Below are 23,048 nucleotides of genomic sequence, written 5' to 3'. Positions count from 1 at the left end.
GTTCAGTGCGTTCCGAAAAGGGGTTCAGGCCGTTGTGGCTTCGCGCAGCGCGGCGGGTGCGGCATTCTGCGGCAGCCCGGCCTGCCACAGCGTGCCATGCAGGGTCTCGCCCGCCAACCATCCGGCCACCCGCTGGCGCAGCGCGAGCAGCGCGGTCACGTCGATGCCCGTGGCAACGCCCATGCGCTCCAGCATGAACACCAGGTCTTCGGTGGTGACGTTGCCGCTGGCACCCGGCGCGTGTGGGCAGCCGCCAATGCCCGCCAGGCAGGCGTCGAAGCGGGTGATGCCCGCCTGCCAGGCGGCATAGACATTGGCCAGGCCCATGCCGCGCGTGTCGTGGAAGTGCGCACAGGCCAGGCGTTCGCCCACCAGGGCGCGGGCCTTTTCAAACAGCCGGGCGACCGAAGCCGGGTCGGCAAAACCCACGGTGTCGGCCAGGCTCACGTGGTCGGCACCTGCGTCGAGCAGCGCCTGCATCAGGCGCAGCACTTCGCTCTCGGCCACCTCGCCCTGCAGGGTGCAGCCAAAGGCCGTGCCCACGCCCCCTTCGATCAATGTGCGGCGGCCGCTGGCATCGCGCAGCGCACGGATGCGCGCCACCTCGGCCACCACATCGTCGGGCGTCTTGCGCAGGTTGGCCAGGCTGTGGGCGTGGCTGGCAGACAAGGGCACCACCATCAGGTCGGCGCCACACTCCAGCGCGCGCTCGGCGCCCTTGAAATTGGGCACCAGCACCGAGGCCACCAGGCCGGGCAGCGTTTTGGCATGGGCCAGCACCTCGGCTGTGTCGGCCAGCTGGGGCAGCAGCCGGGCGGGCACGAAAGAGCCCACCTCGATCTCGCGCTGGCCGGCGGCGTAGGCGGCGTTGATCCATTCGATCTTGTGCGCGGTGGACACCACGGTGGCAATGCTTTGCAGGCCGTCGCGCAGGCCCACTTCGCGGACGATAGCGCGGACCACCGGGGGCTGCAGGTCGGACGGGATCAGGGAGGTGTGCACAGGATGTCTCTTTGGGGTGGGTCTGGGCAAGATTCTAAAAATTCCCGAATGAATCAGAAAATACATCTCGGAAGCTATAACATTCCCAAACGGAACATCACACCACCTGGAGGTTTGCCATGCGCGACCTGGACTTGCAGACCCTGCGCCTGTTTGCCGCCGTGTGCGAGCAGCGCAGCATCGCGCGCGTGGCCGAGCAGGAGTCCATCGTGGGCTCGGCCATCAGCAAGCGGCTGGCGCAGCTGGAAGACACCGTGGGCACGCCGCTGCTGCTGCGCAAGCGCCGGGGCGTGGCGCCCACCCCGGCGGGCGAGACGCTGCTGGAGCACGCCCGCACCATGCTGGCCAGCGTGGGGCAGATCGAGCGCGACATGGCGGCCTACGCCACCGGCACGCGCGGCCATGTGCGCATGCTGGTCACGGCGTCGGTCATGGCCGAGTCGCTGGCCGACGATGTGGCGGCCTTCTTGCAAGACCCGGCGCACCGCAACATCCAGATCAGCCTGGAAGAGCGTGTGAGCCCCGAGGTGGTGCTGGGCGTGCGCGACGGCAGCGCCTCCATCGGCATCTGCTGGGACGCTGCGGACCTGTCCGGCCTGGAGACCAGCGCCTACCGCAGCGACCACCTGGCCGTGGTGGCGCACGAGTCGCACCCCGTGGCCCGGCTGCAGAGCGTGCGGTTTGCCGACGTGCTGGAGCATGAATTCGTCAGCATGCCCGCGCTGAGTGCGGTGCAGGTGCTGCTGGCGCGCGCAGCGGCTGTCGAGGGAAAACTGCTGGCCCACCGGGTGCTGGTGTCCAACTTTGACGCCGCCCTGCGGGTGGTGCGCGCCAATCTGGCCATCAGCGTGGTGCCACGCGAGGTGGCCCAGCCGTTTGCCGATTCCGCCCCCGTGCGCATCGTGCCTCTGAGCGACCCCTGGGCCCAGCGGCGCTTTGCGATTTGCTACCGCAGCGCCAGCGCCCTGCCCCCGGCGGCGCAGTTGCTGGTGGGGTATCTGGCGCGCTAGGGATCCTCTGCACGAATCGAGCGGCAAGTGTGCGATGCGGATCGGGATGGACTGCAAGGCGCAAAACGCAGCAATAGCCGTAGCTATTGCGAGCATTTGCAACGCGGCAGACCGCCCGAGCCCGCAGATGCACACGGCGCGACGATTCGTGCAGAGGATCCCTAAGGCCACCCGCTCACGGCCCCCTGATCCGTGGCCGGTGCGCAACATTTTGGCAGGGAATAGCCCAAATTTCCCCCTCAGCGCATATGTGACGTACGTTCTGAGCTACCAAACTTGTAGCAAAACGGGTTCCGCGCTATAGTTTCAGCACATCACGGGCCCGGAAACCGTCCGCCCGATCCGAATCGAGATCCAATACTTGCGCGAGGAGAAGCGTCCATGAGCTCCAAAGAAAATGTCGCCATCAACCAACTGTTCGAGCGGCTTGAATGCCGTTACGCGCTGCGCGTGCTGTGGGCCCTGAAGGACGGCCACCCCCAGACCTTCCGCCTGCTGCAGGACAGCGTGGGTGGCATCACCCCCAACACGCTCAACACCCGCATCAAGGAATTGCGCGAAGCCGGTTTTGTGGACCATGGCAGCGACGGCTACACCGTCACCCCCTCGGGCGCCGACCTGCTCAAGCGCCTGTCGGACGTGCAGGCCTTTGCCACCCGCTGGGTCGCCGGCCGCGCCAAGAAAGCCTGAGCCCCCGCCCCGCACGGGGCATTCGCTAAAATAGCACTCTAAATAGCTTCTAGCGCGCGATGAGCAAGCGCTAGAAGCTATATTTTTAATAGCATCAAGGAATTTCACCATGGCACTGACCACCACCGCATCCGGCCTGCAGTACGAAGACACCACCGTGGGCGAAGGCGCCGAGGCCACCAAGGGCCAGAACGTGTCGGTGCACTACACCGGCTGGCTGTACAACAACGGCGAACAAGGCGCCAAGTTCGACTCCAGCCGCGACCGCAACGATCCCTTCGAATTTGCACTGGGCGCAGGCATGGTCATCAAGGGCTGGGACGAAGGCGTGCAGGGCATGAAGATCGGCGGCCAGCGCACGCTGATCATCCCCGCCGCCCTGGGCTACGGCGCCCGTGGCGCGGGCGGCGTGATCCCCCCGAACGCCACGCTCAAGTTCGACGTGGAACTGCTCAAGGTCGGCCGCTGATCGCAGCGCCTTCTGGCACCCCAACAGCAAAAAGCGGCCTTCGGGCCGCTTTTTGCTGTTGGGGTGCTGCAATCGCTGCTGGTCAGCGCCCGCAGGCTTGCAGGAGGCGGGGCAAGCCCCCGGGGCCGCCACGCAGCAACTCGGGAGAAGTCAGTCGAACAGCGCGTGGTCCAGCCGCTCGAACTTGTCGTCGCCCACGGCCTCACGGATCTTGGGGGCCAGGGCCGCCAGGTCGTCAAAGCTGCCGGCCCCCTCCACTGCCAGGTTCAGGCGGAACCCGCGCAGCCCCAGGCCCGCCGTCAGCTCCGTCGCAATGGGGTAAGCAGCCTGGTAGCGCTCCTTGGGCGAGCGCCCCGAACCTTCCATGGGCGAGGCAATGGTGCCCAGGTCGGTGCCCAGGGCCTCTGCGGCATCGGCAGACGCCGGACTGGCGGCCTTGGCAAACACCGGCATGGGCTGGCCTGACAGCGGGGCCAGCAGCCCTTGCGCAATCATGGCCTGGACATCGTCCTGCGTGATGCCCATGGCGGCCGTGGCTGCCAGAACTTCGCCCATGCTGCGCTTGCCGTCAAAAAGAATGAAAGCCGAACGCTGGCGCGAACTCAAACTGCCACGGCGATCCTTGAGCGCCTCTTGCCCGGCCTGGGTTTTGACAAGAACCATGCCTCTCCTAGGGAATAAAAAACGGTGGCCGCAGGGGCCAAACGGTCGCAACGGCCAAAGGACCGCGCACTGCAGACCAGAATCCCATGTTTTGATACCCGTGGAAATCGGGGTTTACACATAAATACAGACACAGGCGCTGACCGAGCCATCCGGGTCCATCCCCCGGATGCCAGTCACGCGGCGCTGCCTACATTTCCGAGCGGATGGGCGGCTGCGCCGGGGCCGGGCGCGTCACCCAGCTCAGGACCACCGTGACCAGCAGCCCGCAGGGCACGCCAAACACACCGGCCGAGATGGGCTGGATGCCAAACCAGAGCCCGTCCGCCAGCAGCCAGCGGGGCAGCACGCCCTGCACGGCGGGCACATGCGACAGCATGTAATAGACGGCGATGCCCAGCCCGGCCAGCATGCCCGCCACCACGCCCTGCCGCGTGGTGCCGCGCCAGAAGATGCCCAGCACCATGGCAGGCACAAAGGCCGATGCCGCCAGCGAGAACGACGCCGACACCATGGGCAGGATCTCGGAAGGCTTGAGCGCCGCCACAAAAGCCGCCGACAGGGCCACGGCCAGCAAGGCAAACTTGCTCAGAATCACCCGCTGCTCGGGCGAGGCCTTGCGCTGCGCGTCCTGGAAGTACAGGTCGCGCACCAGTGCATTGCTGATGGTGAGCAACAGGCCGTCGGCGGTAGACAGCGCCGCTGCCAGCCCACCCGCCGCCACCAGACCCGACACCACATAGGGCAGCCCGCCCAGCTCGGGCGTGGCCAGCATGATGAGGTCGGCCCCCAGCCGGATCTCGCCAAACTGGATCAGGCCGTCGCCATTCACGTCTTCCAGCGACAGAAGTGAGCTGTCCACCCGCGACCATTGGGCCATCCAGGTGGGCAGCGCCTCAAAACTGCTGCCCACCAAGTTCTGCATGACCTCGAACTTGACCAGCACTGCCAGCGCCGGAGCGCTGAGGTACAGCAGCGCAATAAAAAACAGCGACCAGCCCACCGACGCCCGCGCCGCCGACACCGTGGGCGAGGTGTAGAACCGGGTGAGCAGGTGTGGCAGGCCCGCCGTGCCCACCATCAGGCAGAACATGAGCGCCAGAAAGTTGCGCCGCGTCAGCTCATAGTCACGCTGTTCTTCGGGCGTGCCGTCGGGGTCACCCACATAGGCCTGGCTGTGGGGCGGCAGCCCGCCCAGGGGGCGTGCACGCTCGTAGTTCTCGCGCATTTCGCGGGTCCACCGCTCGCGCGCGGCGGCGGCGTCGCGCGGCAGTGCAGCCAGCTCGCGGCTGGCGGCCACGATCAGGCCCACGTCGGCATTCTGCGCACGCAGCGCCCGGATGCGCTCGCGCCCCTTCTCGCGCTCATGCTCAAGCGAGGCCTCCACGTTCTGCAGGCGGGCCTCGAAATCCTTGGCGCGCTGCAGGTAGGCCTGCACCACCTGGTGCTCGGCCGGGGAATCCAGAAGCTGAGCCTCCAGGTCGGCAATCTTGCCGATCTGCGCCCCATAGACCAGCGGCGCCAGCGGGTTGCCCAGCTGCTTGTACGCCAGCCACGACACCGGGATCATGAACGCCAGCAGCAGCACCACGTACTGCGCCACCTGCGTCCAGGTGATGGCCCGCATGCCACCCAGGAACGAGCACAGCAGCACCCCACCCAGGCCCAGCATGATGCCGATCTCGAACTGCACCCCCGTGAGGCGCGAGGCGATCAGCCCCACACCGTAGATCTGCGCCACCACATAGGTGAACGAGCACAGCACGGCCGCCAGCGCGGCAATCACGCGCGGCCAGCGCCCGCCAAAACGCACGTGAAAAAAGTCGGGCACGGTGTAGAGGCCCATGGCACGCAGGTGTGGCGCAATCAGCATGGCCACCAGGCAAAAGCCCCCCGTCCAGCCCAGCAGGTAAGCCAGGCCCCCGGCCTGCCCCGGCGTGCCCGAAAACCCCTGCAGGTAAAGCGCGCCCGACAGGCTGATGAACGACGCCGCGCTCATCCAGTCGGCCGCCGTGGCCATGCCGTTGTACATGGGCGGAATGCGCCGCCCGGCCACGTAATAGTCCTCGGGATCGGTGGTGCGGCCATACACGCCGATACCGGCGTACACCATCACGGTGAGAAACAGGAAGATCGGGCCGATCCAGTGGCGCGACAGCCCCTGGTGCTCGGCCCAGGTCATCAGGGCCAGAAAACCCAGAACCCCCACCACGTACAGCGCCAGAATGCGGTGCAGCCGCCACAGGTAGGCGCGGTCACCATCGGCAGGGCCCGGCTTGCGCTCAGCCATGGGGGCGGTCGGGGGCTTGTGCAGAAGGCGGTGGCGGGGCCTCGCGGCCCTCCAGGTCCTCCCGCTCGAAACGGTTCATGGCCCAGCCATAGACCACCACAATGCCAATGAACACCAGCACGGCGCCTTGGGCCGCGATCCAGTACCCGAGGGGCCACCCACCGAACACCAGCACCTGCAGGTCACGGGCGAAATAGGTGGCACCAAACGACACCACAGCCCACAGCACCAGCAGCCCCGCCTTGAGCTTGAGGTGGCGCACATCGTGCAGGTCGGGCGGGAAAGGCCCCGCCATCTCCGGCTCGCTCGGGTGGGGGCTGGGCTGCTGAGAACGCATCACGGTCACATCACAAACATATCACGAACTTTGGCGCGAGCGATGTGGTGACCCATGGCGGTACAGCAGCCCCTTGCGTCAGCCCGCAGCCAGTTGCTGCCAGGTGGCAATCACGCTGTCGGGGTTGAGCGAGATCGACGAGATGCCTTCCTGGGCCAGCCACTGCGCAAAGTCGGGGTGGTCGCTGGGGCCCTGACCGCAGATGCCGATGTATTTGCCCTGGGCCAGGCAGGCCTTGATGACCTTCTCGATCAACGCCAACACGGCCGGATCGCGTTCGTCAAAGTCTTGCGCCAGCAGCTCCAGGCCCGAGTCGCGGTCCAGCCCCAGGGTGAGCTGGGTCAGGTCGTTGGAACCGATGGAGAAGCCGTCGAAGAACTCCAGGAAACGCTCAGCCAAGATGGCATTGCTGGGCACCTCACACATCATGATGACCTTGAGGTCGTCCTTGCCACGCTGCAGGCCATGCGATGCGAGCAGTTTGGTCACGCGCTCAGCCTGGCCGAGCGTGCGCACAAACGGCACCATCACCTGCACATTGGTCAGGCCCATGTCGTTGCGCACGCGCTTGAGCGCTTCGCACTCCATGGCAAAGGCTTCGCCGAAGTCTTCGCTGATGTAGCGGGCCGCGCCGCGGAAGCCCAGCATCGGGTTTTCTTCCTCGGGCTCGTAGCGGCTGCCGCCGATGAGCTTGCGGTATTCGTTGGACTTGAAGTCCGACAGGCGCACGATGACGGGCTTGGGCCAGAAGGCGGCAGCGATGGTGGCCACACCTTCGGCGACCTTGTCCACGTAGAACGCACGGGGCGATGCATGGCCACGGGCCACGGACTCGACGGCCTTCTTCAGGTCGGCATCGATCTGGGGGTAGTCCAGGATCGCCTTGGGGTGCACACCAATGTTGTTGTTGATGATGAACTCCAGGCGCGCCAGGCCCACGCCCTCATTGGGCAGCTGGGCAAAGTCAAACGCCAGCTGGGGGTTGCCCACGTTCATCATGATCTTGGTCTTGATGGGGGGCATCTCGCCGCGCTGCACTTCCGTCACTTCGGTTTCGAGCAGGCCGTCATAGATCTTGCCCGTGTCGCCTTCGGAGCAGCTCACCGTGACCAGCGTGCCGTCTTTCAGCAGCTCGGTGGCATCGCCACAACCCACCACGGCGGGGATGCCCAGCTCGCGCGCAATGATGGCGGCGTGGCAGGTGCGGCCGCCCCGGTTGGTGACGATGGCGCTGGCGCGCTTCATCACGGGCTCCCAGTTGGGGTCGGTCATGTCGGTCACGAGCACATCACCGGGCTGAACCTTGTCCATCTCACTGATGTTGTGCACCAGGCGCACGGGGCCGGTGCCAATCTTCTGGCCAATGGCGCGGCCTTCGGCCAGCACGGTGCCCTGGCCCTTGAGCTTGTAGCGCAACTCGGCCTGGCCCTTGGCCTGGCTCTTCACGGTTTCGGGGCGGGCCTGCAGAATGTAGAGTTGGCCGTCAGTGCCGTCCTTGCCCCACTCAATGTCCATGGGGCGGCCATAGTGCTGCTCAATTACCAGCGCGTAGCGGGCCAGCTGCTCCACGTCGGCATCGGTCAGCGAGTAGCGGTTGCGCTGCTCGGTGGGCACATCAATGGTCTTGACCAGCTTGCCGCTGGCGGCCTTTTCCTCGGGCGTGGAGAACACCATCTGGATCAGCTTGCTGCCCAGGTTGCGGCGGATCAGCGCCTTCTTGCCCGCCTGGAGCATGGGCTTGTGCACATAGAACTCGTCGGGGTTCACGGCGCCCTGCACCACGGTTTCGCCCAGGCCGTAGCTGCTGGTGATGAACACCACGTCTTCAAAGCCGGATTCGGTGTCGATGGTGAACATCACGCCCGCAGCGCCCAGGTCGGAGCGCACCATGCGCTGCACGCCGGCCGACAGGGCGACCACATCGTGTTCAAAACCCTTGTGCACGCGGTAGGAGATGGCGCGGTCGTTGTACAGCGACGCGAACACTTCCTTCATCTTGTGCATGACTTCGTCGATGCCCACCACGTTCAGGAAGGTTTCCTGCTGGCCGGCAAACGATGCGTCGGGCAGGTCCTCGGCCGTGGCGGACGAACGCACGGCAAACGAGGCAGCAGGGTTGCCAGCGCTCAACTTGGCAAATTCGTCGGCAATGGCCTTTTGCAGGTCGGCCGGGAAAGGCTGGGCCTCGACCATGGCGCGGATTTCTGCGCCGACCTGCGCGAGGGCGCGCACGTCTTCAGTGTCCAGGCTCTTGAGCTTGGCGCTGATTTTGTCGGCCAGGCCGTCGTAGGCCAGGAATTCGCGGAACGCGTGGGCGGTGGTGGCAAAGCCCGTGGGCACGCGCACGCCCTGCGGCAGCTGGGAGATCATCTCGCCGAGGCTGGCGTTTTTACCGCCAACGGCCTCGACATCGGTCATTCTCAGGTTTTCAAACGGTACGACCAGGGCGGTCGGGCTGAAAAGTGCAGACATGGGAAAGCTCCAGAAGTTGAAACCGGGTCTGCGTGCCGGGCCCTGGATGGCTCCTGGCAGGCGGCCATGCACGGCCTGAGGCTTTGTCGTTGTGGTTGTGGGCCGACGCGGTGCATGGTGAGAATTGGATAATTGTGACAATTGTAGGCCCGAGCTTCTGGCAACGGGCTGACGCTTTCACGCGACTGACGCAAAACGGGGAATCGCCACTTCTTTGTGGTGTCCACCCCGCTGGCGCAAGCCGCATCCAAAAAAAGGGCCTCCATGCATTCGCGCACCGTGTTTTTTGTCTCTGACGGCACCGGCATCACTGCCGAAACCTTTGGCAACGCCATCCTGGCCCAGTTCGAGATGAAGCCGCGCCATGTGCGCCTGCCCTTCATCGACACCGTGGACAAGGCCCACCAGGCGGTGCGGCAGATCAACCACACCGGCGAGGTCGAGGGCAAAAAACCAATCGTCTTCACCACCCTGGTCAACATGGAAGTGCTCAAGGTCATCCAGGAAGGCTGCAAGGGCATGCTGCTCGACATGTTCGGCACCTTTGTGCACCCGCTCGAAGACGAGTTGGGCATCAAGTCCAACCACCGCATCGGCCGCTTCAGCGACGTAAGCCGCAGCAAGGAATACACCGACCGCATCGAAGCCATTAACTTCAGCCTTGCGCATGACGACGGCCAGAGCAACCGCGACCTGGCCGGCGCCGACGTGATTCTGGTGGGCGTGAGCCGCAGCGGCAAAACCCCCACCAGCCTCTACCTGGCCATGCAATGTGGCCTGAAAGCCGCCAACTACCCGCTGATCCCCGAAGACTTCGAACGCCGCCAGCTGCCCCCGGCGCTGGTGCCATTTCGCAGCAAGATCTTTGGACTGACCATCAGCCCCGACCGCCTGGCCGAGATCCGCGCCGAGCGCCGCCCCAACTCGCGCTATGCCAGCCTGGAGAACTGCCGCATGGAGGTCTCCGAAGCCGAGGCCATGATGCGCCGCGCGGGTATCCGCTGGCTGTCCACCACCACCAAGTCGATTGAAGAGATTGCCACCACCATCCTGCAGGAGATCCGGCCGGAGAAGCTGGTGTATTGATCAGCGTTGCGTGAAAAATGCCATCCACCATAAAACCATCAAAGTGGTGGAAAGATTATTGATAAAAATCGGCCTCTCCGCGCGACTGGCAAGCGCAATTAGCTATAAATAGAATAGCACCCCCTAGCGGGACCTGCGGCGCAGTCAGGCATGCACCGCTGGCCCGCCCCACAGATCACGGCAGCCCACCGCCAGCGGCGGCATCGCCCCCAAACAGCTCAAACACCATGCCGCGCAGCCACTGATTGACGGGCTCGCGGTGCACCTTGGCGTGCCAAAACACGCTGATGGGCGCGTCGGGCAGTTTGACGGGGTGCGTGCGCACCACCAGGCCAAAGGGCTCCACCAGCTTGAGCGCCAGCCGCTCCGGCACCGTCGCCACCAGCGCCGTGCTTTGGAGGATGTGGCCCACGCTCACAAAGTGCGGCACGCTCAGCCGAACCAGGCGCTCGATGCCAGCTTTCTGGATCAACTCGTCCACCTTCCCGTGCCCCGTGCCTGCAGACACGATCATCAGGTGCTCTGCCGCCTTGTAATCCGACAGCAGCAGCTTGGGCCGATCCAGCGCGTGGCCCTTGCGGAACAGGCACACATAACGCTGACGAAACAGCCGCCGCTGGAAGAACCCCGCTTTGAGCTGCGGCAGCAGGCCGATGGCCAGGTCCACTTTGCCAGCCTCCATGTCTTCGCGCAGGTGGGCGGCGTTGTTGCGCACGGTGTTCAGCGTGACGCCGGGCGCCTCGCGCCCCAGGCGCTCCAGCAGCGCGGGCAGGAAGACAATTTCGCCAATGTCCGTCATGCCGATGGTGATGGTGCGCTTGAGCGTGGCGGGCGTGAACTGCGTGCGCTGGTTCAGCCCACTGTGGATCATGCCCAGCGCATACCCCACGGATTCGCTCAGTTGCTCGGCAAAAGGCGTGGGCACCATGCCGCCCGAGGTGCGCAAGAACAGCTCGTCGTCAAAAATACGCCGCAGCTTGGCCAGCGCATTGCTGACGGCAGGCTGTGTCAGCCCCAGGTTGTCGGCCACCTTCGATACGCGCCGCTCGACCATGAGTTGCTGAAACAGCACCAGCAGGTTCAGGTCGATATCCGATAGCTCCATCGCCACTCCATCAGCTCGGGTGATATGAAGTGGCGATGGTATTGCAGCCAGTGATTGGGTGGCGCGGTTCTGGGCACAATCGCCCACATGACCTTGCATCCAGCCTGCCATGGACATCCTCGTTCAGCCGCATAACCGCGTGATCCGCGCCGAGCCCGGCGTGAACCTGCTCGACGCCCTGCGTGCGGCGCAGGTTCCGATGTCGTATTCGTGCCTGTCAGGCCGCTGCGGCATCTGCCGCTGCCGGGTGCTGTCCGGCGAGGTACTGGATGGCGGGCGTGAGCAGCAGCGCCCACTGGACGGCGTGGACGGCGCCGTGCTGGCCTGCCAGACCTATGTGACCGAGCCTTGCACCATCGAAGTGCCCGCCCCCGAAGAGGCCGTGGTGCACCGCGCCCGCGTGGCCAAGGCCACCGTGGTGGCCATCGAGCCGCTGGCGGCAGACATCCGGCGCCTGCTGCTCAAAGTAGCAAAACCCATTGCGTATTCGCCGGGGCAGTACATGCAGCTCGGGTTCACGCCAACGCATGTGCGCCCGTATTCGATGGCGAACCTGCCGGGCGAACAGTTGCTGGAGTTCCATATCCAGCTCATGCCCCAGGGCCGGGTCAGCGGCTACGTCGCCGGGCAACTGAAGGTGGGGGACAAGGTCAAGGTCAGCGGGCCGCTGGGCGCGGCCTATCTGCGCCAGCAGCACACGGGGCCCATGCTGTGCGTGGCAGGCGGCACCGGGCTGGCGTCGGTGCTGTCGGTGGTGCGCGGCGCAGTCGCTGCGGGCATGCGCAACCCCATCCACCTGTACTTTGGCCTGCGCTCGCCACGCGAGCTGTATGGCCTGGCATGGCTGGAGCAACTGCGCAGCGTGCACCCGGCGCTGCAGGTGCATGTGGTGGTGGCCTCGGGCGCCGACCCGGCCACGCAGCGGCGCGGGCTGGTGACCCAGGCCATCGAGCAAGACCACGCCAGCCTGCAAGGCTGGCAGGCGTACCTGTGCGGATCGCCGCCCATGGTGGAGACCACCACGCTGCTGGCACTGGGCAAAGGCATGGAGGCGGCGCACCTCCATGCCGAGGCTTTTTACCTGCAGGGCGACTGAAGCTCAGCCCGCGTCCGGCTGTGCGCCAGGCGCCGCCTTGCGAAACGCATCCAGCTGTGCGCACGCCGCGTCCACGGCCTGCACCAGCGGCCAGCGCGCCAGGTCCACCTTGAAACGGCGGGCACTCTCCACCTGCGGCACCAGGTACACATCGGCCAGCGTGGGGGTAGTGCCAAAGCAGAAGTCACCGCGCTGCGGGTCTTTGGCCAACAGCGCCTCAATGGCATCAAAGCCCGCGCTGATCCAGGTGCCGCACCAGTCGTTCACGGCCGCCTCGTCGGCACCGAAGCGGTGGCGCAGCGCCTCCAGAATGCGGCGGTTGTTGATGGGGTGGATGTCGCAGCCCACGATGGCGGCCAGGGCGCGCACCTGGGCGCGGTCACCCGCATCGCCGGGCAGCAGCGGCGGGGTGGGATAGCGCTCTTCGAGCCACTCGATGATGGCGGGCGACTGGATCATCAGGCGCTCGTCGGCCTCCAGAACGGGCACGAACTGCTGCGGGTTGATCGCCTTGAAGGCATCGGCCAGATGCTCCTCGCGCCGCAAATCGACCGCAATCTGCTCGTAGGCCAGCCCCTTGAGGTTGAGCGCAATGCGCAGGCGGTGGGAGGTTCCGCTGCGAAAGAAGGAATAGATCTTCATGGTCAGTCCAGGGCAATCTTGGCGCGCTTGACGACTTCACCAAACGTGCGCGAATCGCGCTCGATCGCCTTGGTGAGTTCAGCAGGCGGGCCGATGTAGGGCTCAAAGCCAAAGGTCGCCAGGCGCTCTTTGACCTCTGGCGTGGCCAGCACCTTGCCTACGTCGGCATTGATCTTCTCGATGACGGCCTTGGGCGTGCCTGCGGGCGCGAACAGGCCCACCCAGGTCTTCACCTCAAACCCGGCCGGGCCACCGGCCTCGCCCATGGTCGGAATATCGGTAAAGCCCGCCAGACGCTGGGGTGCGGCCAGCGCCAGAAATTTCACCTTCTTCGCCTGGTACATCGGCCCGGCCGTCGCCGCCGTGCCAAACGCCCACTTGATGTCGCCCGTGGCCACCGAGGTGTAGACGCTGCCCATGTCCTTGTAGGGCACATGCATCATCTTTGTGCCCGTTGCTGCCTCCAGACTCGCCGCGCCCACATGGGCCACGCTACCAATGCCCCAGGAGCCGTAGGTGATGTCCCCCGGCGCCGCCTTGGCTGCCTTGATCAAATCTCCCACATCCTTCCAGGGCGAGTTGGCCGCTACCACCACAAAAAAGTTGGTGAAGTACACCGGCGCGACGGGCTCAAAGTCTTTCACCGGGTCGTAGGGCAGCTGCTTGAACACGTGCGGCTGCAGAGCCATGTGCGTGTTGTCTACCTGCAGCACCGTGTAGCCGTCAGGCGCTGCGCGTTTGGCGTCGCTGATGGCGATGAAGCCGTTGGCCCCCGGCTTGTTGTCGATGACGAGTTGCTGGCCCCAGTTGCGCGACAAGCGCTCGCTGAGGATGCGCATCACCGCGTCGGGGCCGCTGCCGGGCGAATACGGAGCGACGGAGCGGACGGGTTTGGCGGGGAAGGTCTGGGCCACGGCGTGGGGCACGCCTGCGGCGGTTGATAGAACCACAAAGGCCAGGGCGCAAAGCGCTTTACCGCTGCGGGGTGTGGGGGTGCGTGGGGTGTTGGGTCGGGTGTTGAACATCACGTTGTCTCTCTTTGAAGTTATGGAAGTGGGCGAAAGCGGCGTTTAAATGGGCGACATGAACGAAATGGACGTTTGATCTCAAACCACCCGTTCGGGCTGAGCGTGTCGAAGCCCTGCGCGGCGCTTCGGCAAGCTCAGCGTGAACGGTTGGAGGTGATAGCGAGGCTGAACCAGAAAGGCGTGCGCACTGCAGGTCGCGGGCTCAGCCGGCGACCTGGGCGCGGTGGGCGTGCAGTGCCTCAAAAATCGGCGCATCGCTGAAACGGAACAAGTCAAGCGCACCAGCGCCCGACGCCTGGGCCGAGAACGGTTGCCACGACGGCACCACGAACAAGTCGCCTCGCGCCACCTGCCAGGTGCGCTCACCCACCGTGACGGTGCCACTGCCGTCAAACACCTGGAACACAGACGAACCCACCTCGCGGTGCACCCGCGTTGCGCCGCCCGCGCGCACGCGGTGCATTTCGGTCCGCATGGTGGGCAGCACATCGGCGCCGGTGGTGGGGTTGGTAAAGCGCACCGCCGCGTGCCCAAGGCTCAGCGTGCCCGGCTGGCCTTCGTCTTCCAATGCGAGCTGGTCAGCCAGGGCCCGGTCGGTGTCCACCCAGCGGTAGGCCAGCAGCGGCGTGGCGGGCTGGGCCTGCACCATCGACACCGGGCGCAGGCCGGGGTGGCCCCACAGCCTTTCCGAATACGAACGCTCGGCGGTGGTGCGCTCGGCGGGCGGGAGCTTCTCGCGCCCCACTTCGAAGAACTGGCTCTCGGTGTAGTACGAGAACGGAATGTCCAGGCCGTCGATCCAGGCCATGGGCTCGGTGGCCGCGTTGTGGTGCGCGTGCCAGTTCCAGCCCGCCTGCGGCAAAAAGTCGCCGCGCGACATGCGCACGGAATCGCCATTCACCACCGTCCACACGCCCTCGCCTTCCACCACAAACCGAAACGCGTGCTGCGTGTGTCGGTGCTCGGGCGCATCTTCGCCCGGCATCAGGTACTGAATAGCGGCCCACAGCGTGGGCGTGGCAAACGGGCGCCCGCCCAGCGCCGGGTTGGCCAGCGCAATCGCCCGGCGCTCGCCGCCCCGGCCCACGGGCACGATGGCGCCCGCCTGCGCGGCCAGGGCCTTCAAGCGGTCCCAGCGCCACAAGTGCGGCACGGCCTTGGACTGGGGCTGGCGGGGCATGAGGTCGCCAATCTGCGTCCACAGCGGCACCAGCAGCTCCTGCTCGAAGCCCCGGTACAGCTGCTCCAGTTCAGGCGTCGGATCGGGCTGGCCCTTGCCCGCAACGGCATGCAGCCGCACGGGGGAAGGCGTGAGGTCGATGGTCATGGTGGCTTGTCTCCTGGATGGGGTGTTTTTATTCCGCCGCGCCAACGTGGAGCGAGATGCTGCCGACGCCTTCGATGTGGCCATCGATGCGGTCGCCCGCCAGCACGGGGCCCACACCCTCGGGCGTGCCGGTAAAAATCAAGTCACCCGGCTGCAGGTGGTAGAACTTGGACAGGTCGGCAATCAGCTCGGGGATATTCCAGATCAGCTTGGACAAGTCGGACTTCTGGCGCACGGTGCCGTTGACCGACAGCTCCAGATTGCCCTGGCCCAGCACCACCTGCGGCATGGGCACGACTTCAGAGACCACGGACGACTGCTCCACATCCTTGCCCAGGTCCCAAGGCCGGCCCTTGTCACGCGCCACCAGTTGCAGGTCGCGGCGCGTCATGTCCAGGCCGCAGGCATAGCCGTAGATGAGGCCGGGCGCATCGGCCTCGCTCACACAAAAACCCGGCGCGCCAATGGCCAGCACCAGCTCCATTTCGTGGTGGTAGTTCTGCGTGCCGGGTGGGTAGGCCACGGTGGCGCCCGACTCGACCAGCGTAGACGGCGCCTTGGTGAAATAGAACGGCACTTCCACCGACTTGTCCACCGGCCGCCCCATCTCAACCGCATGCGCGTGGTAGTTGCGGCCCACAAAGAACAGGCGGTGAATGGGCAGGCGCTCGCTACGGCCACGCACGGGCAGCGAATAGACGGGGGGTGGGGTCCAGAGGTAGGTGGTGGCAGTGGTTGTGGTCATCGGTGGTTTCCTTAGCGGGTTGTCGTGTTCGGGTTCTGGTAGGCGTTGGTGATGTCAGCAGGGATGTATGGAATCGGCCTCGCTGCACTTAAAAATCCGTTCGGGCTGAGCTTGTCGAAGCCTTGCGCGGCATCCATCCAGGTTCACAGCTTGGCCATCGGCGTGCCCAAGTCGGCCAGCCGTTCGGCATCCACCGGCTTGCGCTGTTCAATCAGCCTGCGGGCAAAGCGCAAATCACGCGCAGCGTTAGCGCCCACGGCGGCCTGCACCACATCGCCCGCCAAGTAACACAGCACAAAGCTGCCGCTGGCCGGGTCGCCGCGTTGCACCATGCGGTGCGCAGGCGTGGGCATGCCGTAAATCTGCAGGTTCATGCCGTACTGGTCGGACCAGAACCAGGGCAGCGGCTGGTAGTCCACCGCCTGGCCCAGGGCCGAGCGCGCAGCGGCCATGCCCTGCTCTTGCGCGTTTTGCCACGACTCCAGCCGCAGGCTGCGGCCCGCCCAGGGGCTGGGCGCCACGGCCACATCGCCAGCGGCCAGGATGTCGGGGTCGGACGTGCGGCACTGGGCATCAACCCGCACGCCGCCATCACAATCCAGACCCGCCTCGCGTGCCAGTTCGTCGTTGGGCACCAGGCCCACGCCCAGCACGATGGTGTCGCAGGCCAGCGCGCTGCCATCGGCCAGCAAGACTTCCAAGCGGTCATCTGCAGCGCGGGCAAAGCCCCGCACCCCCGCGCCCAGCAGCACACGCACGCCCTGCGCATGGTGCAACGCCAGCAAATAGGCCGACACCTCTGCAGGCACGCTGCGTTCACACAAGCGGCTTTGCGTCTCTACCACCACCACATCCGCGCCCTGCTGGCGTGCGGTGGCTGCCACCTCCAGGCCGATCCAGCCACCGCCCACCACCACCACGCGGCGGCCAGGCCGAAGGGCCGGGGCCAGCGCCTGCGCGTCTTCGATGGTGCGCAGCGTGTGCAGCGGCACCTGGTCTGCCCCCGGCACGGCCAGCCGCCGGGCACGCCCGCCGGTACACAGGATCAACTTGTCGTAGGGCTGCGCTGTGCCATCCGACAGCAGCACCTGCTTGGCAGCGCGGTCAATGCGGCGCGCCTGCACGCCGGGGCGCCACTGCACCGCCAGGGCATCAAAGGCTTCAGGCTTCATCAGGCGCGTACTCTCCGGCGCTGCAGCGCCCGATAGCACCGCCTTCGACAGCGGTGGCCGCTCGTGCGGCGGGTGGGCTTCGTCACCGACCAGCACCACGCGGCCCGCAAAGCCTTCGCTGCGCAGCGTTTGCGCCGCCCAGCCGCCCGCCTGGCCCGCGCCGACGATCACGACGGTGGAGGCCGGGTCGGCGCTGGTGCCTTCATGCGGCCATGCGGCGGCCTCGACCTGGGGTCGTTCGGCAGTCATGGGGGTCTCCTTGAGAGGGTTACGGCGTTCGGAGGCGCTCAGTCCAGGGCCAGCCACACGCGGCCACCCTCGATCTTCACGGGGTAGCTGCGCAGCGGCTCGGTGACCGGCGCGCAGGTGGGCTTGCCGTTGCGCACATCAAACTTGCCCTGGTGCAAAGGGCATTCGATCTCGTGCCCCTCCAGAAACCCATCGCACAAACGTGCGTTGCCGTGGGTACAGATGTTGTCGGTGGCAAACACCTCGCCGCCCACGCCATACAGCGCAATGTCGCGCCCGGCCACGGCCAGGCCAATCACGTCATCCTCGGGCACATCGCCCTGCGCGGCGGCGTCAATCCAATTCGTTGTCATCGTCGTCATGGCGGCTCCTCAAATGGGGTAGATCAGCGAGTTGGGGATCATCTCGCTGTCGTAGACGACCAGACGCGACGCAAACTTCAAGCCCTCGGGCGTGGGCACCACTTCATCCAGCGTGCGCCCCACGTTGAACACCGTCGATTCCTTCGACAGCCGCGTGCGCAGCACCGCATAGTTGGCCTCGCAGTGGATGCGGCCATCGGCATCCACCTGGTGCACCAGCGGCGCACCCACTACATGGCGCTGGTAATAGGGGTCGTGGAACAGCGTTTCGCGGATACCGTAGACGCGGTCTTTCAGCATGCCCTTGCTGTCAAACGCCAGCGTGGCCAGCGGAAACCCGCGCTCGTGGTTCTCGCGGGGCTGCAGCTTGTACACGCAGTGGTCGATGAAAAACTCAGGCCAAGCCTCCCAGTCCGCCGCATCCAGGGCGCGGGCGTAACGGGCATAGAGCTGGTTCAGTTCAAAGTAGGTCTGGAAGTCCATCATGGTCAAGCCTCCGCCTCCATCACCTTGCGCCAGTATTCATACATGCCCCGGATCAGCGTCTCGGTCACCATGTGATCCGTGTCGCCCACCTCACGCCCGCCCAGCTCGGCCAGCGTGCGGTGCGCGGGCTTGGTCTCAAAGCCTTCTTGCGACCACTCGATCACCTCGCCATCATCGGCCGACACAAAGCCCGCCGGGCCGAACAGATTGGCCTGGCGCAGGCGGCGCTGCGTCATCTCTGCGCTGTCGTCCTCAAAGCCAAAGTGCGTCCACACAAAATCAAACGCCCCCTTGCCATCGGGCTGGATGTGCCGTGTAGACACACTATTGACCTGCTGCTGAAAAATCACGCTGGGGAACACCGTCATCATCACCGCCGTGGGCACCGATGCTGGCGCGCTGGGCGCCGCTGCACCCTCCCCGCTGGCTGCCGGGGGTGGCCCCGCCCACCAGTCCTCCTGCGCAATGTCCAAAAAGCGCGGGTCGTTCAACTCCATGCTGGCCTTGAAGCTCGACACCTGCGTCACATCCGCCGCCTTGCCCGCCGCGCCACGGGTCGAGACCATGGCCGCGTGGCGGTGCTGCGCATCCATCAGCAACTGCGACTTGTTGTCGGCACGCCAGAGCCCAAAGGTGACGAACCAGGTGTGCAGCAGACCGGGGTGGTACGGGTCCTTGATGTTCTCTTGCATCAGCTTCCAGTTGCCCGGAATGCGCTGGCGGTTGTAGCCCAGGATGGTGAGCTTGCGGCCATTGAACAGCCGGTCAAAGTAGCCCAGGATGGTGGGGCCCAAAAACTCCTCCAGCGGCTCCACGCTGTGGTCGAACGACGCAAACACCACGCCGCCACGCGCGGCCACCTTGAGCTTGGTCAGCCCATGCTCTGCCGGGTTGAAGTCCGCAGGCATGCCGCCGTTGACCTTGCCATCCTGCTTCACACCCCGCCGAAACGGCACGCCCTGCAAGTCGCCCGACAGGGTGTAGTTCCACTGGTGGTAGGGGCAGGTCAGGCTCTCGCGGTTGCCATGCCGCTCGCGGCAAAACGCCATGCCCCGGTGGGCGCAGACGTTTTCCACCACATGGATCGAAGCATCCTTGTCGCGCACCAGCAGCACCGAGCGCTCGCCAATCACCGTGCGCTTGAAATCCCCCGCGTTGGGAATCTCCGCCTCCAGGCCGACATAACACCAGTGCCCGTTGTAGAACAAACGGTCCAGCTCCTTGCGGTACAGCGCCTCATCGGTATAGGCCTGAAAGGGAATGCGGCTGGTGCCGTCCGTCTCCCAGCGGATCTGCCGTGGGAACACGGTGACGGGGCATTCATGCATGGGCGTCTCCTTTGCTTTTTGTCATCGCGGGTCTGTCGATCAATTCATCCGTCTTTTGAGGCCGGTGCGGATGCACTCAGCGCCTGGGGATCGATCATTCGCGTTGCAGCAATATCAGTCAATGGAAGGCTGGTGATGTTTCACATCACTCAGGTGAATATGACTCTGATGGAGGCGCAAGAGATTGCTGGGTCATTTGGCGGCGCAAGGCGCGCAGGGCCACGCCGCATGCAGGTGGCATGAACGAGTCAGACGGGAGTGGGGACTAGGGGCGGTCGGCCGGAAACTTCTACCGATGGGTCTGGGCCGGGCGGGCACCTTGCGTGGCTGGCATGTCGTTGGGGACAATGCTCAGCCGATGGGTGGCTGGGCCATGCGAAGGCATTTCAGATCAGTTCAGATCCGCAGGGGCTACTTTGCAGCGGTTGCAGTCGCTGGTTCACGCTGTCCCATCGAGTACCGAGAGAGCCTTGGACTCACGGCATAAAACCAGTCCAAGTTTTTATCCGCACCCCACACTGTCAAGATTCAATCGGCGCCAACAAAGTAGGCTCTTATGCAAGATGGCGCTGATCTTGGGATGCTCGGGATTGGTGACTGAGTTCTACAATTTCATAGCTTTCTTGCTGGCCTTCCACCTGGGCAGTGAGAACCTGAACACTTCGACCTCTATTAAGTTGCAGCGAAACAAGGGTGCCCGAAAATGCGGGTACTAAATCGACTACTGCCTCCACCTGCATTGCCGTAAAGCCGTCACCCTCTCTCACAATAAGTACACGCGCATCCGATCCAGTAGTACTGGCCACTCCTTCCATCGCAAAGCGCAGGTCAAGCAGTGGTATCAGGTTTCCACGCCACGAGTAGTGAGTTTCGCGGGAAATGTCTTCCCCCTTACTCAACGGTTCCCATCTCGTAATCTCCTGTATGACTTTCAATGGGGTTGCCATGACGCGGCCTGCTTGAAAGACCAGGCTGGCCTCTGGTGAAACAACCGACTCACCACCGCCTTGATCTCCGAGGACACTCTCCCCACTGGAGAGCGTGCCACCTTGGTCGCGCTCAGATTTCTCCCTTTGGGGATCAGCGCCGATGGCGCCCACGGGCATAGCGCTGAGCAGTCCTTCTATCGACAACAACTGTATAGGGCGCCCGACTGCATCACCGTGTCCCGGTACCACGCTGGTGCCGAGCGGGGTACCTGAAGGCTGCAGCCTACTTGATTCGAACCGCTGTACTGACACTATGTGGTCCACCAATACCCCAAGCGATTCACCTGCCGTGCAAACGACGAGCAACCTTGATTCAAGCGGTGCGTTGGGCAGTGGCGGTTCAAGCCCCAGGACCTGGTGAATACGCACCACCGGCACCTTGCGCCGACCCCAGGCAAATACGCCATGCAGGCCATTCACTAGAGCAGGTAACTTTTGTATGGGGGGTGTCGTCATCAACGTGCCCACCGACTGAACCGGCAGGGCAAAACGCGATCCACCTATCTCGAACACGACGTGGACCTCTGTGAAAGTACGTGAATTGGCGCTCGAGTTGCCCCTCTGTGGACTCTCCTGATTTGGGTTCGGAGCGGGGCGGAGTGCGTGATTGATAGCTAGTCGCTCTTGTGTCCATACCTGAGTTAGCTTTAGAAGATGCTCGGTATCCAGCAAGGGAACGGACGTAGAGAATCCCTGAACTTGCAACACGCTGTGGAATAGCTCGACCGAGGAGTTGTCATGATGTATTCGAGTCAACCCTTCGGGCGCAACCTCAACAATGCCTACGGTGCGCTCAATGGCTAGACCTGTCATCATCCCCGACTTCTGCAGGATAAGTACCTGCGCGTTAGAGCCCATCGGGTCCATCTGCTGCAGGCTACCCCAACAAGCGAGGTCTACTATTGGCACCACTAGGTCTCGGTATAGGCACACCCCAAGCAGAGCGCGCTCCTGGCGCGGGAGATGGGAGGCTTGTCCATCGAGCGAAAATGCCTGGCCGACCTCTTCAACGGCAACAGCTAAGGTAATGCTTCCTGTACAAACAAGTGCATACCGATTTGACTTGTGCTGCGGCAGCGGCTGTGATTTCGACATCGGCCTAGCCCACTCTCGTCGACCCATCTAACTCTGACAGCAATTGCGCAGCGCTGTGCGTTGCCTGAGCCTGCTGCACTGAGGCCTTGTGGATATCTTTCATCGCATCACACGAATTGCCTACTGCGCGCACGATTCGCGAAAAAACATCCTCGACTTGCTCGGAGATCCTGCTGCCCTCTTCTATGCGCAGAAGGGTCTCTGTCATCAACTGACTGATGCCCCTAGTTGCAGAGGAGGACTTTTCTGCCAACTTGCGAACTTCGTCTGCCACGACAGAGAAACCTAGCCCATGCTCAGCGGCACGGGCTGCTTCGATAGCAGCGTTGAAGGCTAGGAGATTGGTTTGACTGGCAATTTCGCGGATGGTATCCACGATGTCATTGACACTGCGCGACGCATTTTGAATCTGCCTGGTAGCTTCTCGGGAGCGCTCTAGCAAAACCGCGCCACCAGAGGCTTCTTCCTGAGCCGATAGCGCGAGCGCCAGTGACTCTTGGGAGCTATTTGCGACACCGTCGGTCGTCCCAGAAAGTTGATTCAAAACAGACGTTATCTCAGGCACTTTTTCTCGAATCATCTGTTCTCGTTGAACCTGTTCGGTCACGTCCATGGCGAACTTCACGATCTTGTACGGCTTACCCTCCGCATCCATGATGGCGTTGTAGGTGGCCTGTATCCAAATCTCAGCCCCATGTTTACCCAACCTCATGTAACGCCCGCTCTGGAACTCACCCAGCGACAGGGAGGCCCAGAAGTTGCGGTACTCGGCAGACTTCACTAGAGCGGCCGTGCAGAACATGCTGTGGTGCTTGCCTTGTATCTCTGGCAGCGTATAGCCCAAGGCGCGAAGGAAGTTGTGGTTGGCCTCAAGGACGTTGCCCTGCATGTCAAACTCAATGACGGCTTGAGAGCGCGAAAGTGCTTCGAGCTTTCCCTCAAATTCTGTATTTCGCACTTTTTCGGCTGTGATATCAGTGGCGAACTTGACCACGCTTTCAGGCCGCCCCTCCGCGTTCAAAACGGGGTTGTAGGACGCTTGTATCCAGACCTCTCTACCTTGTTTGTCCAGCCTTCTGTACTCTCCCGCATGGAAATCACCCCTCTCCAATCGATCCCAGAATGCTATGTACTCGTGAGACTTGGCGAAATCCGGAGCGCAGAAGATGCTGTGGTGCTGGCCCACGACTTCCTGCAGTGAGTAGCCAAAGGTACGCAGAAAGTTGTCATTCGCATGCAGAACTCTCCCATCGAGTGAGAATTCGATGACCGCTTGGACGCGGTTTACGGCCATATACAGCGCCTGAGCTCGTGCATCTGAACCCGAAGACGAGTAGTCGGAGTTACCGAGATATTGAACAGTCATGGAAAGAATCTCCGAAGGTGGATTGGGCTTGTTCCGGGA

General features: G+C 64.1%; 21 protein-coding genes. 5 read left to right on the top strand and 16 right to left on the bottom strand.

Annotated elements, in window-relative coordinates:
* Positions 1-24: 24 nt before the first annotated feature.
* Entirely contained in the window at positions 25-1,002 is a 978-nt protein-coding gene (locus tag AvAM_RS24445; protein WP_171012394.1) for a hydroxymethylglutaryl-CoA lyase, read from the bottom strand.
* A gap of 119 nt (positions 1,003-1,121) precedes the next feature.
* Here AvAM_RS24445 and AvAM_RS24440 point away from each other — a divergent pair, with 119 nt between their 5' ends.
* The 3 genes from AvAM_RS24440 (at position 1,122) to AvAM_RS24430 (ending at position 3,171) form a co-directional block, all read left to right on the top strand.
* A complete protein-coding gene (locus tag AvAM_RS24440; RefSeq protein ID WP_137749504.1) occupies positions 1,122-2,012 on the top strand; it encodes a LysR family transcriptional regulator in 891 nt (296 codons plus the stop codon).
* 381 nt (positions 2,013-2,393) lie between these two features.
* Entirely contained in the window at positions 2,394-2,702 is a 309-nt protein-coding gene (locus AvAM_RS24435; protein ID WP_063462008.1) for a helix-turn-helix domain-containing protein, read from the top strand.
* A 109-nt stretch (positions 2,703-2,811) separates the two neighbouring features.
* On the top strand, positions 2,812-3,171 hold the full coding sequence (locus AvAM_RS24430) for an FKBP-type peptidyl-prolyl cis-trans isomerase (RefSeq protein WP_056061897.1): 360 nt from the start codon (positions 2,812-2,814) through the stop codon (positions 3,169-3,171).
* Positions 3,172-3,321: 150 nt separating this feature from the next.
* On the opposite strand, the gene AvAM_RS24425 is transcribed toward AvAM_RS24430, so the two are convergent.
* The 4 genes from AvAM_RS24425 to ppsA all read right to left on the bottom strand — a co-directional run bounded on the left by AvAM_RS24425 (position 3,322) and on the right by ppsA (position 8,933).
* Positions 3,322-3,834 carry a hypothetical protein gene (locus AvAM_RS24425; RefSeq protein WP_137749503.1) on the bottom strand — a complete coding sequence of 171 codons (513 nt, stop codon included), beginning with the start codon at positions 3,832-3,834 and terminating at the stop codon, positions 3,322-3,324.
* 190 nt (positions 3,835-4,024) lie between these two features.
* Positions 4,025-6,124 (bottom strand): VC_2705 family sodium/solute symporter, encoded by a 2,100-nt coding sequence (locus tag AvAM_RS24420; RefSeq protein WP_137749502.1) that lies wholly within the window; start codon positions 6,122-6,124, stop codon positions 4,025-4,027.
* Positions 6,117-6,461, bottom strand: a complete 345-nt coding sequence (locus AvAM_RS24415; RefSeq protein ID WP_137749501.1) for a DUF4212 domain-containing protein — start codon at positions 6,459-6,461, stop codon at positions 6,117-6,119. The genes AvAM_RS24420 and AvAM_RS24415 overlap by 8 nt, the downstream gene beginning before the upstream one ends.
* A 78-nt stretch (positions 6,462-6,539) precedes the next feature.
* Positions 6,540-8,933 (bottom strand): phosphoenolpyruvate synthase, encoded by a 2,394-nt coding sequence (gene ppsA, locus AvAM_RS24410; protein WP_137749500.1) that lies wholly within the window; start codon positions 8,931-8,933, stop codon positions 6,540-6,542.
* A 264-nt stretch (positions 8,934-9,197) separates the two neighbouring features.
* Between ppsA and AvAM_RS24405 the strand changes: the two genes are divergently transcribed.
* Entirely contained in the window at positions 9,198-10,019 is an 822-nt protein-coding gene (locus tag AvAM_RS24405; protein ID WP_137749499.1) for a pyruvate, water dikinase regulatory protein, read from the top strand.
* Positions 10,020-10,194: 175 nt separating this feature from the next.
* Here AvAM_RS24405 and AvAM_RS24400 read toward each other — a convergent pair whose 3' ends face one another.
* Entirely contained in the window at positions 10,195-11,124 is a 930-nt protein-coding gene (locus AvAM_RS24400; protein WP_137749498.1) for a LysR family transcriptional regulator, read from the bottom strand.
* A 109-nt stretch (positions 11,125-11,233) separates the two neighbouring features.
* Between AvAM_RS24400 and AvAM_RS24395 the strand changes: the two genes are divergently transcribed.
* Complete coding sequence (locus tag AvAM_RS24395; protein WP_137749497.1) at positions 11,234-12,220, top strand: 2Fe-2S iron-sulfur cluster-binding protein; 987 nt, start codon at positions 11,234-11,236, stop codon at positions 12,218-12,220.
* 3 nt (positions 12,221-12,223) lie between these two features.
* Here AvAM_RS24395 and maiA read toward each other — a convergent pair whose 3' ends face one another.
* The 10 genes from maiA to AvAM_RS24345 all read right to left on the bottom strand — a co-directional run bounded on the left by maiA (position 12,224) and on the right by AvAM_RS24345 (position 23,009).
* Positions 12,224-12,862, bottom strand: coding sequence for a maleylacetoacetate isomerase (gene maiA, locus AvAM_RS24390; protein WP_137749496.1), 639 nt, complete (start codon positions 12,860-12,862; stop codon positions 12,224-12,226).
* 2 nt (positions 12,863-12,864) lie between these two features.
* Positions 12,865-13,887: a tripartite tricarboxylate transporter substrate binding protein gene (locus AvAM_RS24385; RefSeq protein ID WP_137749495.1), complete on the bottom strand. Its 1,023-nt coding sequence runs from the start codon at positions 13,885-13,887 to the stop codon at positions 12,865-12,867.
* A 205-nt stretch (positions 13,888-14,092) separates the two neighbouring features.
* Positions 14,093-15,211 carry a cupin domain-containing protein gene (locus AvAM_RS24380; RefSeq protein ID WP_375708171.1) on the bottom strand — a complete coding sequence of 373 codons (1,119 nt, stop codon included), beginning with the start codon at positions 15,209-15,211 and terminating at the stop codon, positions 14,093-14,095.
* A gap of 34 nt (positions 15,212-15,245) precedes the next feature.
* Entirely contained in the window at positions 15,246-15,962 is a 717-nt protein-coding gene (locus tag AvAM_RS24375) for a fumarylacetoacetate hydrolase family protein (RefSeq protein WP_137749493.1), read from the bottom strand.
* A 143-nt stretch (positions 15,963-16,105) separates the two neighbouring features.
* Entirely contained in the window at positions 16,106-17,383 is a 1,278-nt protein-coding gene (locus AvAM_RS24370; RefSeq protein WP_137749492.1) for an NAD(P)/FAD-dependent oxidoreductase, read from the bottom strand.
* A 38-nt stretch (positions 17,384-17,421) separates the two neighbouring features.
* Complete coding sequence (locus AvAM_RS24365; RefSeq protein WP_137749491.1) at positions 17,422-17,745, bottom strand: non-heme iron oxygenase ferredoxin subunit; 324 nt, start codon at positions 17,743-17,745, stop codon at positions 17,422-17,424.
* Between the two features lie 9 nt (positions 17,746-17,754).
* A complete protein-coding gene (locus AvAM_RS24360; protein WP_121505892.1) occupies positions 17,755-18,228 on the bottom strand; it encodes an aromatic-ring-hydroxylating dioxygenase subunit beta in 474 nt (157 codons plus the stop codon).
* Between the two features lie 5 nt (positions 18,229-18,233).
* Positions 18,234-19,559, bottom strand: a complete 1,326-nt coding sequence (locus AvAM_RS24355) for an aromatic ring-hydroxylating dioxygenase subunit alpha (protein WP_137749490.1) — start codon at positions 19,557-19,559, stop codon at positions 18,234-18,236.
* A 554-nt stretch (positions 19,560-20,113) separates the two neighbouring features.
* Positions 20,114-21,643, bottom strand: coding sequence for a chemotaxis protein CheW (locus tag AvAM_RS24350; protein WP_171012393.1), 1,530 nt, complete (start codon positions 21,641-21,643; stop codon positions 20,114-20,116).
* A gap of 4 nt (positions 21,644-21,647) precedes the next feature.
* Positions 21,648-23,009, bottom strand: coding sequence for a PAS domain-containing methyl-accepting chemotaxis protein (locus AvAM_RS24345; protein ID WP_137749488.1), 1,362 nt, complete (start codon positions 23,007-23,009; stop codon positions 21,648-21,650).
* Positions 23,010-23,048 lie beyond the last annotated feature (39 nt).

Origin of the sequence: Acidovorax sp. NB1 (assembly GCF_005405905.1) — a bacterium.
Lineage (GTDB): Bacteria > Pseudomonadota > Gammaproteobacteria > Burkholderiales > Burkholderiaceae_C > Acidovorax.
Note: the sequence above shows the minus strand (reverse complement) of the source record. Positions and strands in the feature narration are given on the sequence as shown.

What these genes read in the sequence shown, in the direction of transcription:
- AvAM_RS24440 (WP_137749504.1), top strand. Translation starts at nt 1,122, where the DNA reads ATGCGCGACCTGGACTTGCAGACCCTGCGCCTGTTTGCCGCCGTGTGC.
- AvAM_RS24435 (WP_063462008.1), top strand. Translation starts at nt 2,394, where the DNA reads ATGAGCTCCAAAGAAAATGTCGCCATCAACCAACTGTTCGAGCGGCTT.
- AvAM_RS24430 (WP_056061897.1), top strand. Translation starts at nt 2,812, where the DNA reads ATGGCACTGACCACCACCGCATCCGGCCTGCAGTACGAAGACACCACC.
- AvAM_RS24425 (WP_137749503.1), bottom strand. Translation starts at nt 3,834, where the DNA reads ATGGTTCTTGTCAAAACCCAGGCCGGGCAAGAGGCGCTCAAGGATCGC.
- AvAM_RS24420 (WP_137749502.1), bottom strand. Translation starts at nt 6,124, where the DNA reads ATGGCTGAGCGCAAGCCGGGCCCTGCCGATGGTGACCGCGCCTACCTG.
- AvAM_RS24415 (WP_137749501.1), bottom strand. Translation starts at nt 6,461, where the DNA reads ATGCGTTCTCAGCAGCCCAGCCCCCACCCGAGCGAGCCGGAGATGGCG.
- ppsA (WP_137749500.1), bottom strand. Translation starts at nt 8,933, where the DNA reads ATGTCTGCACTTTTCAGCCCGACCGCCCTGGTCGTACCGTTTGAAAAC.
- AvAM_RS24405 (WP_137749499.1), top strand. Translation starts at nt 9,198, where the DNA reads ATGCATTCGCGCACCGTGTTTTTTGTCTCTGACGGCACCGGCATCACT.
- AvAM_RS24400 (WP_137749498.1), bottom strand. Translation starts at nt 11,124, where the DNA reads ATGGAGCTATCGGATATCGACCTGAACCTGCTGGTGCTGTTTCAGCAA.
- AvAM_RS24395 (WP_137749497.1), top strand. Translation starts at nt 11,234, where the DNA reads ATGGACATCCTCGTTCAGCCGCATAACCGCGTGATCCGCGCCGAGCCC.
- maiA (WP_137749496.1), bottom strand. Translation starts at nt 12,862, where the DNA reads ATGAAGATCTATTCCTTCTTTCGCAGCGGAACCTCCCACCGCCTGCGC.
- AvAM_RS24385 (WP_137749495.1), bottom strand. Translation starts at nt 13,887, where the DNA reads ATGTTCAACACCCGACCCAACACCCCACGCACCCCCACACCCCGCAGC.
- AvAM_RS24375 (WP_137749493.1), bottom strand. Translation starts at nt 15,962, where the DNA reads ATGACCACAACCACTGCCACCACCTACCTCTGGACCCCACCCCCCGTC.
- AvAM_RS24370 (WP_137749492.1), bottom strand. Translation starts at nt 17,383, where the DNA reads ATGACTGCCGAACGACCCCAGGTCGAGGCCGCCGCATGGCCGCATGAA.
- AvAM_RS24365 (WP_137749491.1), bottom strand. Translation starts at nt 17,745, where the DNA reads ATGACGACGATGACAACGAATTGGATTGACGCCGCCGCGCAGGGCGAT.
- AvAM_RS24360 (WP_121505892.1), bottom strand. Translation starts at nt 18,228, where the DNA reads ATGGACTTCCAGACCTACTTTGAACTGAACCAGCTCTATGCCCGTTAC.
- AvAM_RS24355 (WP_137749490.1), bottom strand. Translation starts at nt 19,559, where the DNA reads ATGCATGAATGCCCCGTCACCGTGTTCCCACGGCAGATCCGCTGGGAG.
- AvAM_RS24350 (WP_171012393.1), bottom strand. Translation starts at nt 21,643, where the DNA reads ATGTCGAAATCACAGCCGCTGCCGCAGCACAAGTCAAATCGGTATGCA.
- AvAM_RS24345 (WP_137749488.1), bottom strand. Translation starts at nt 23,009, where the DNA reads ATGACTGTTCAATATCTCGGTAACTCCGACTACTCGTCTTCGGGTTCA.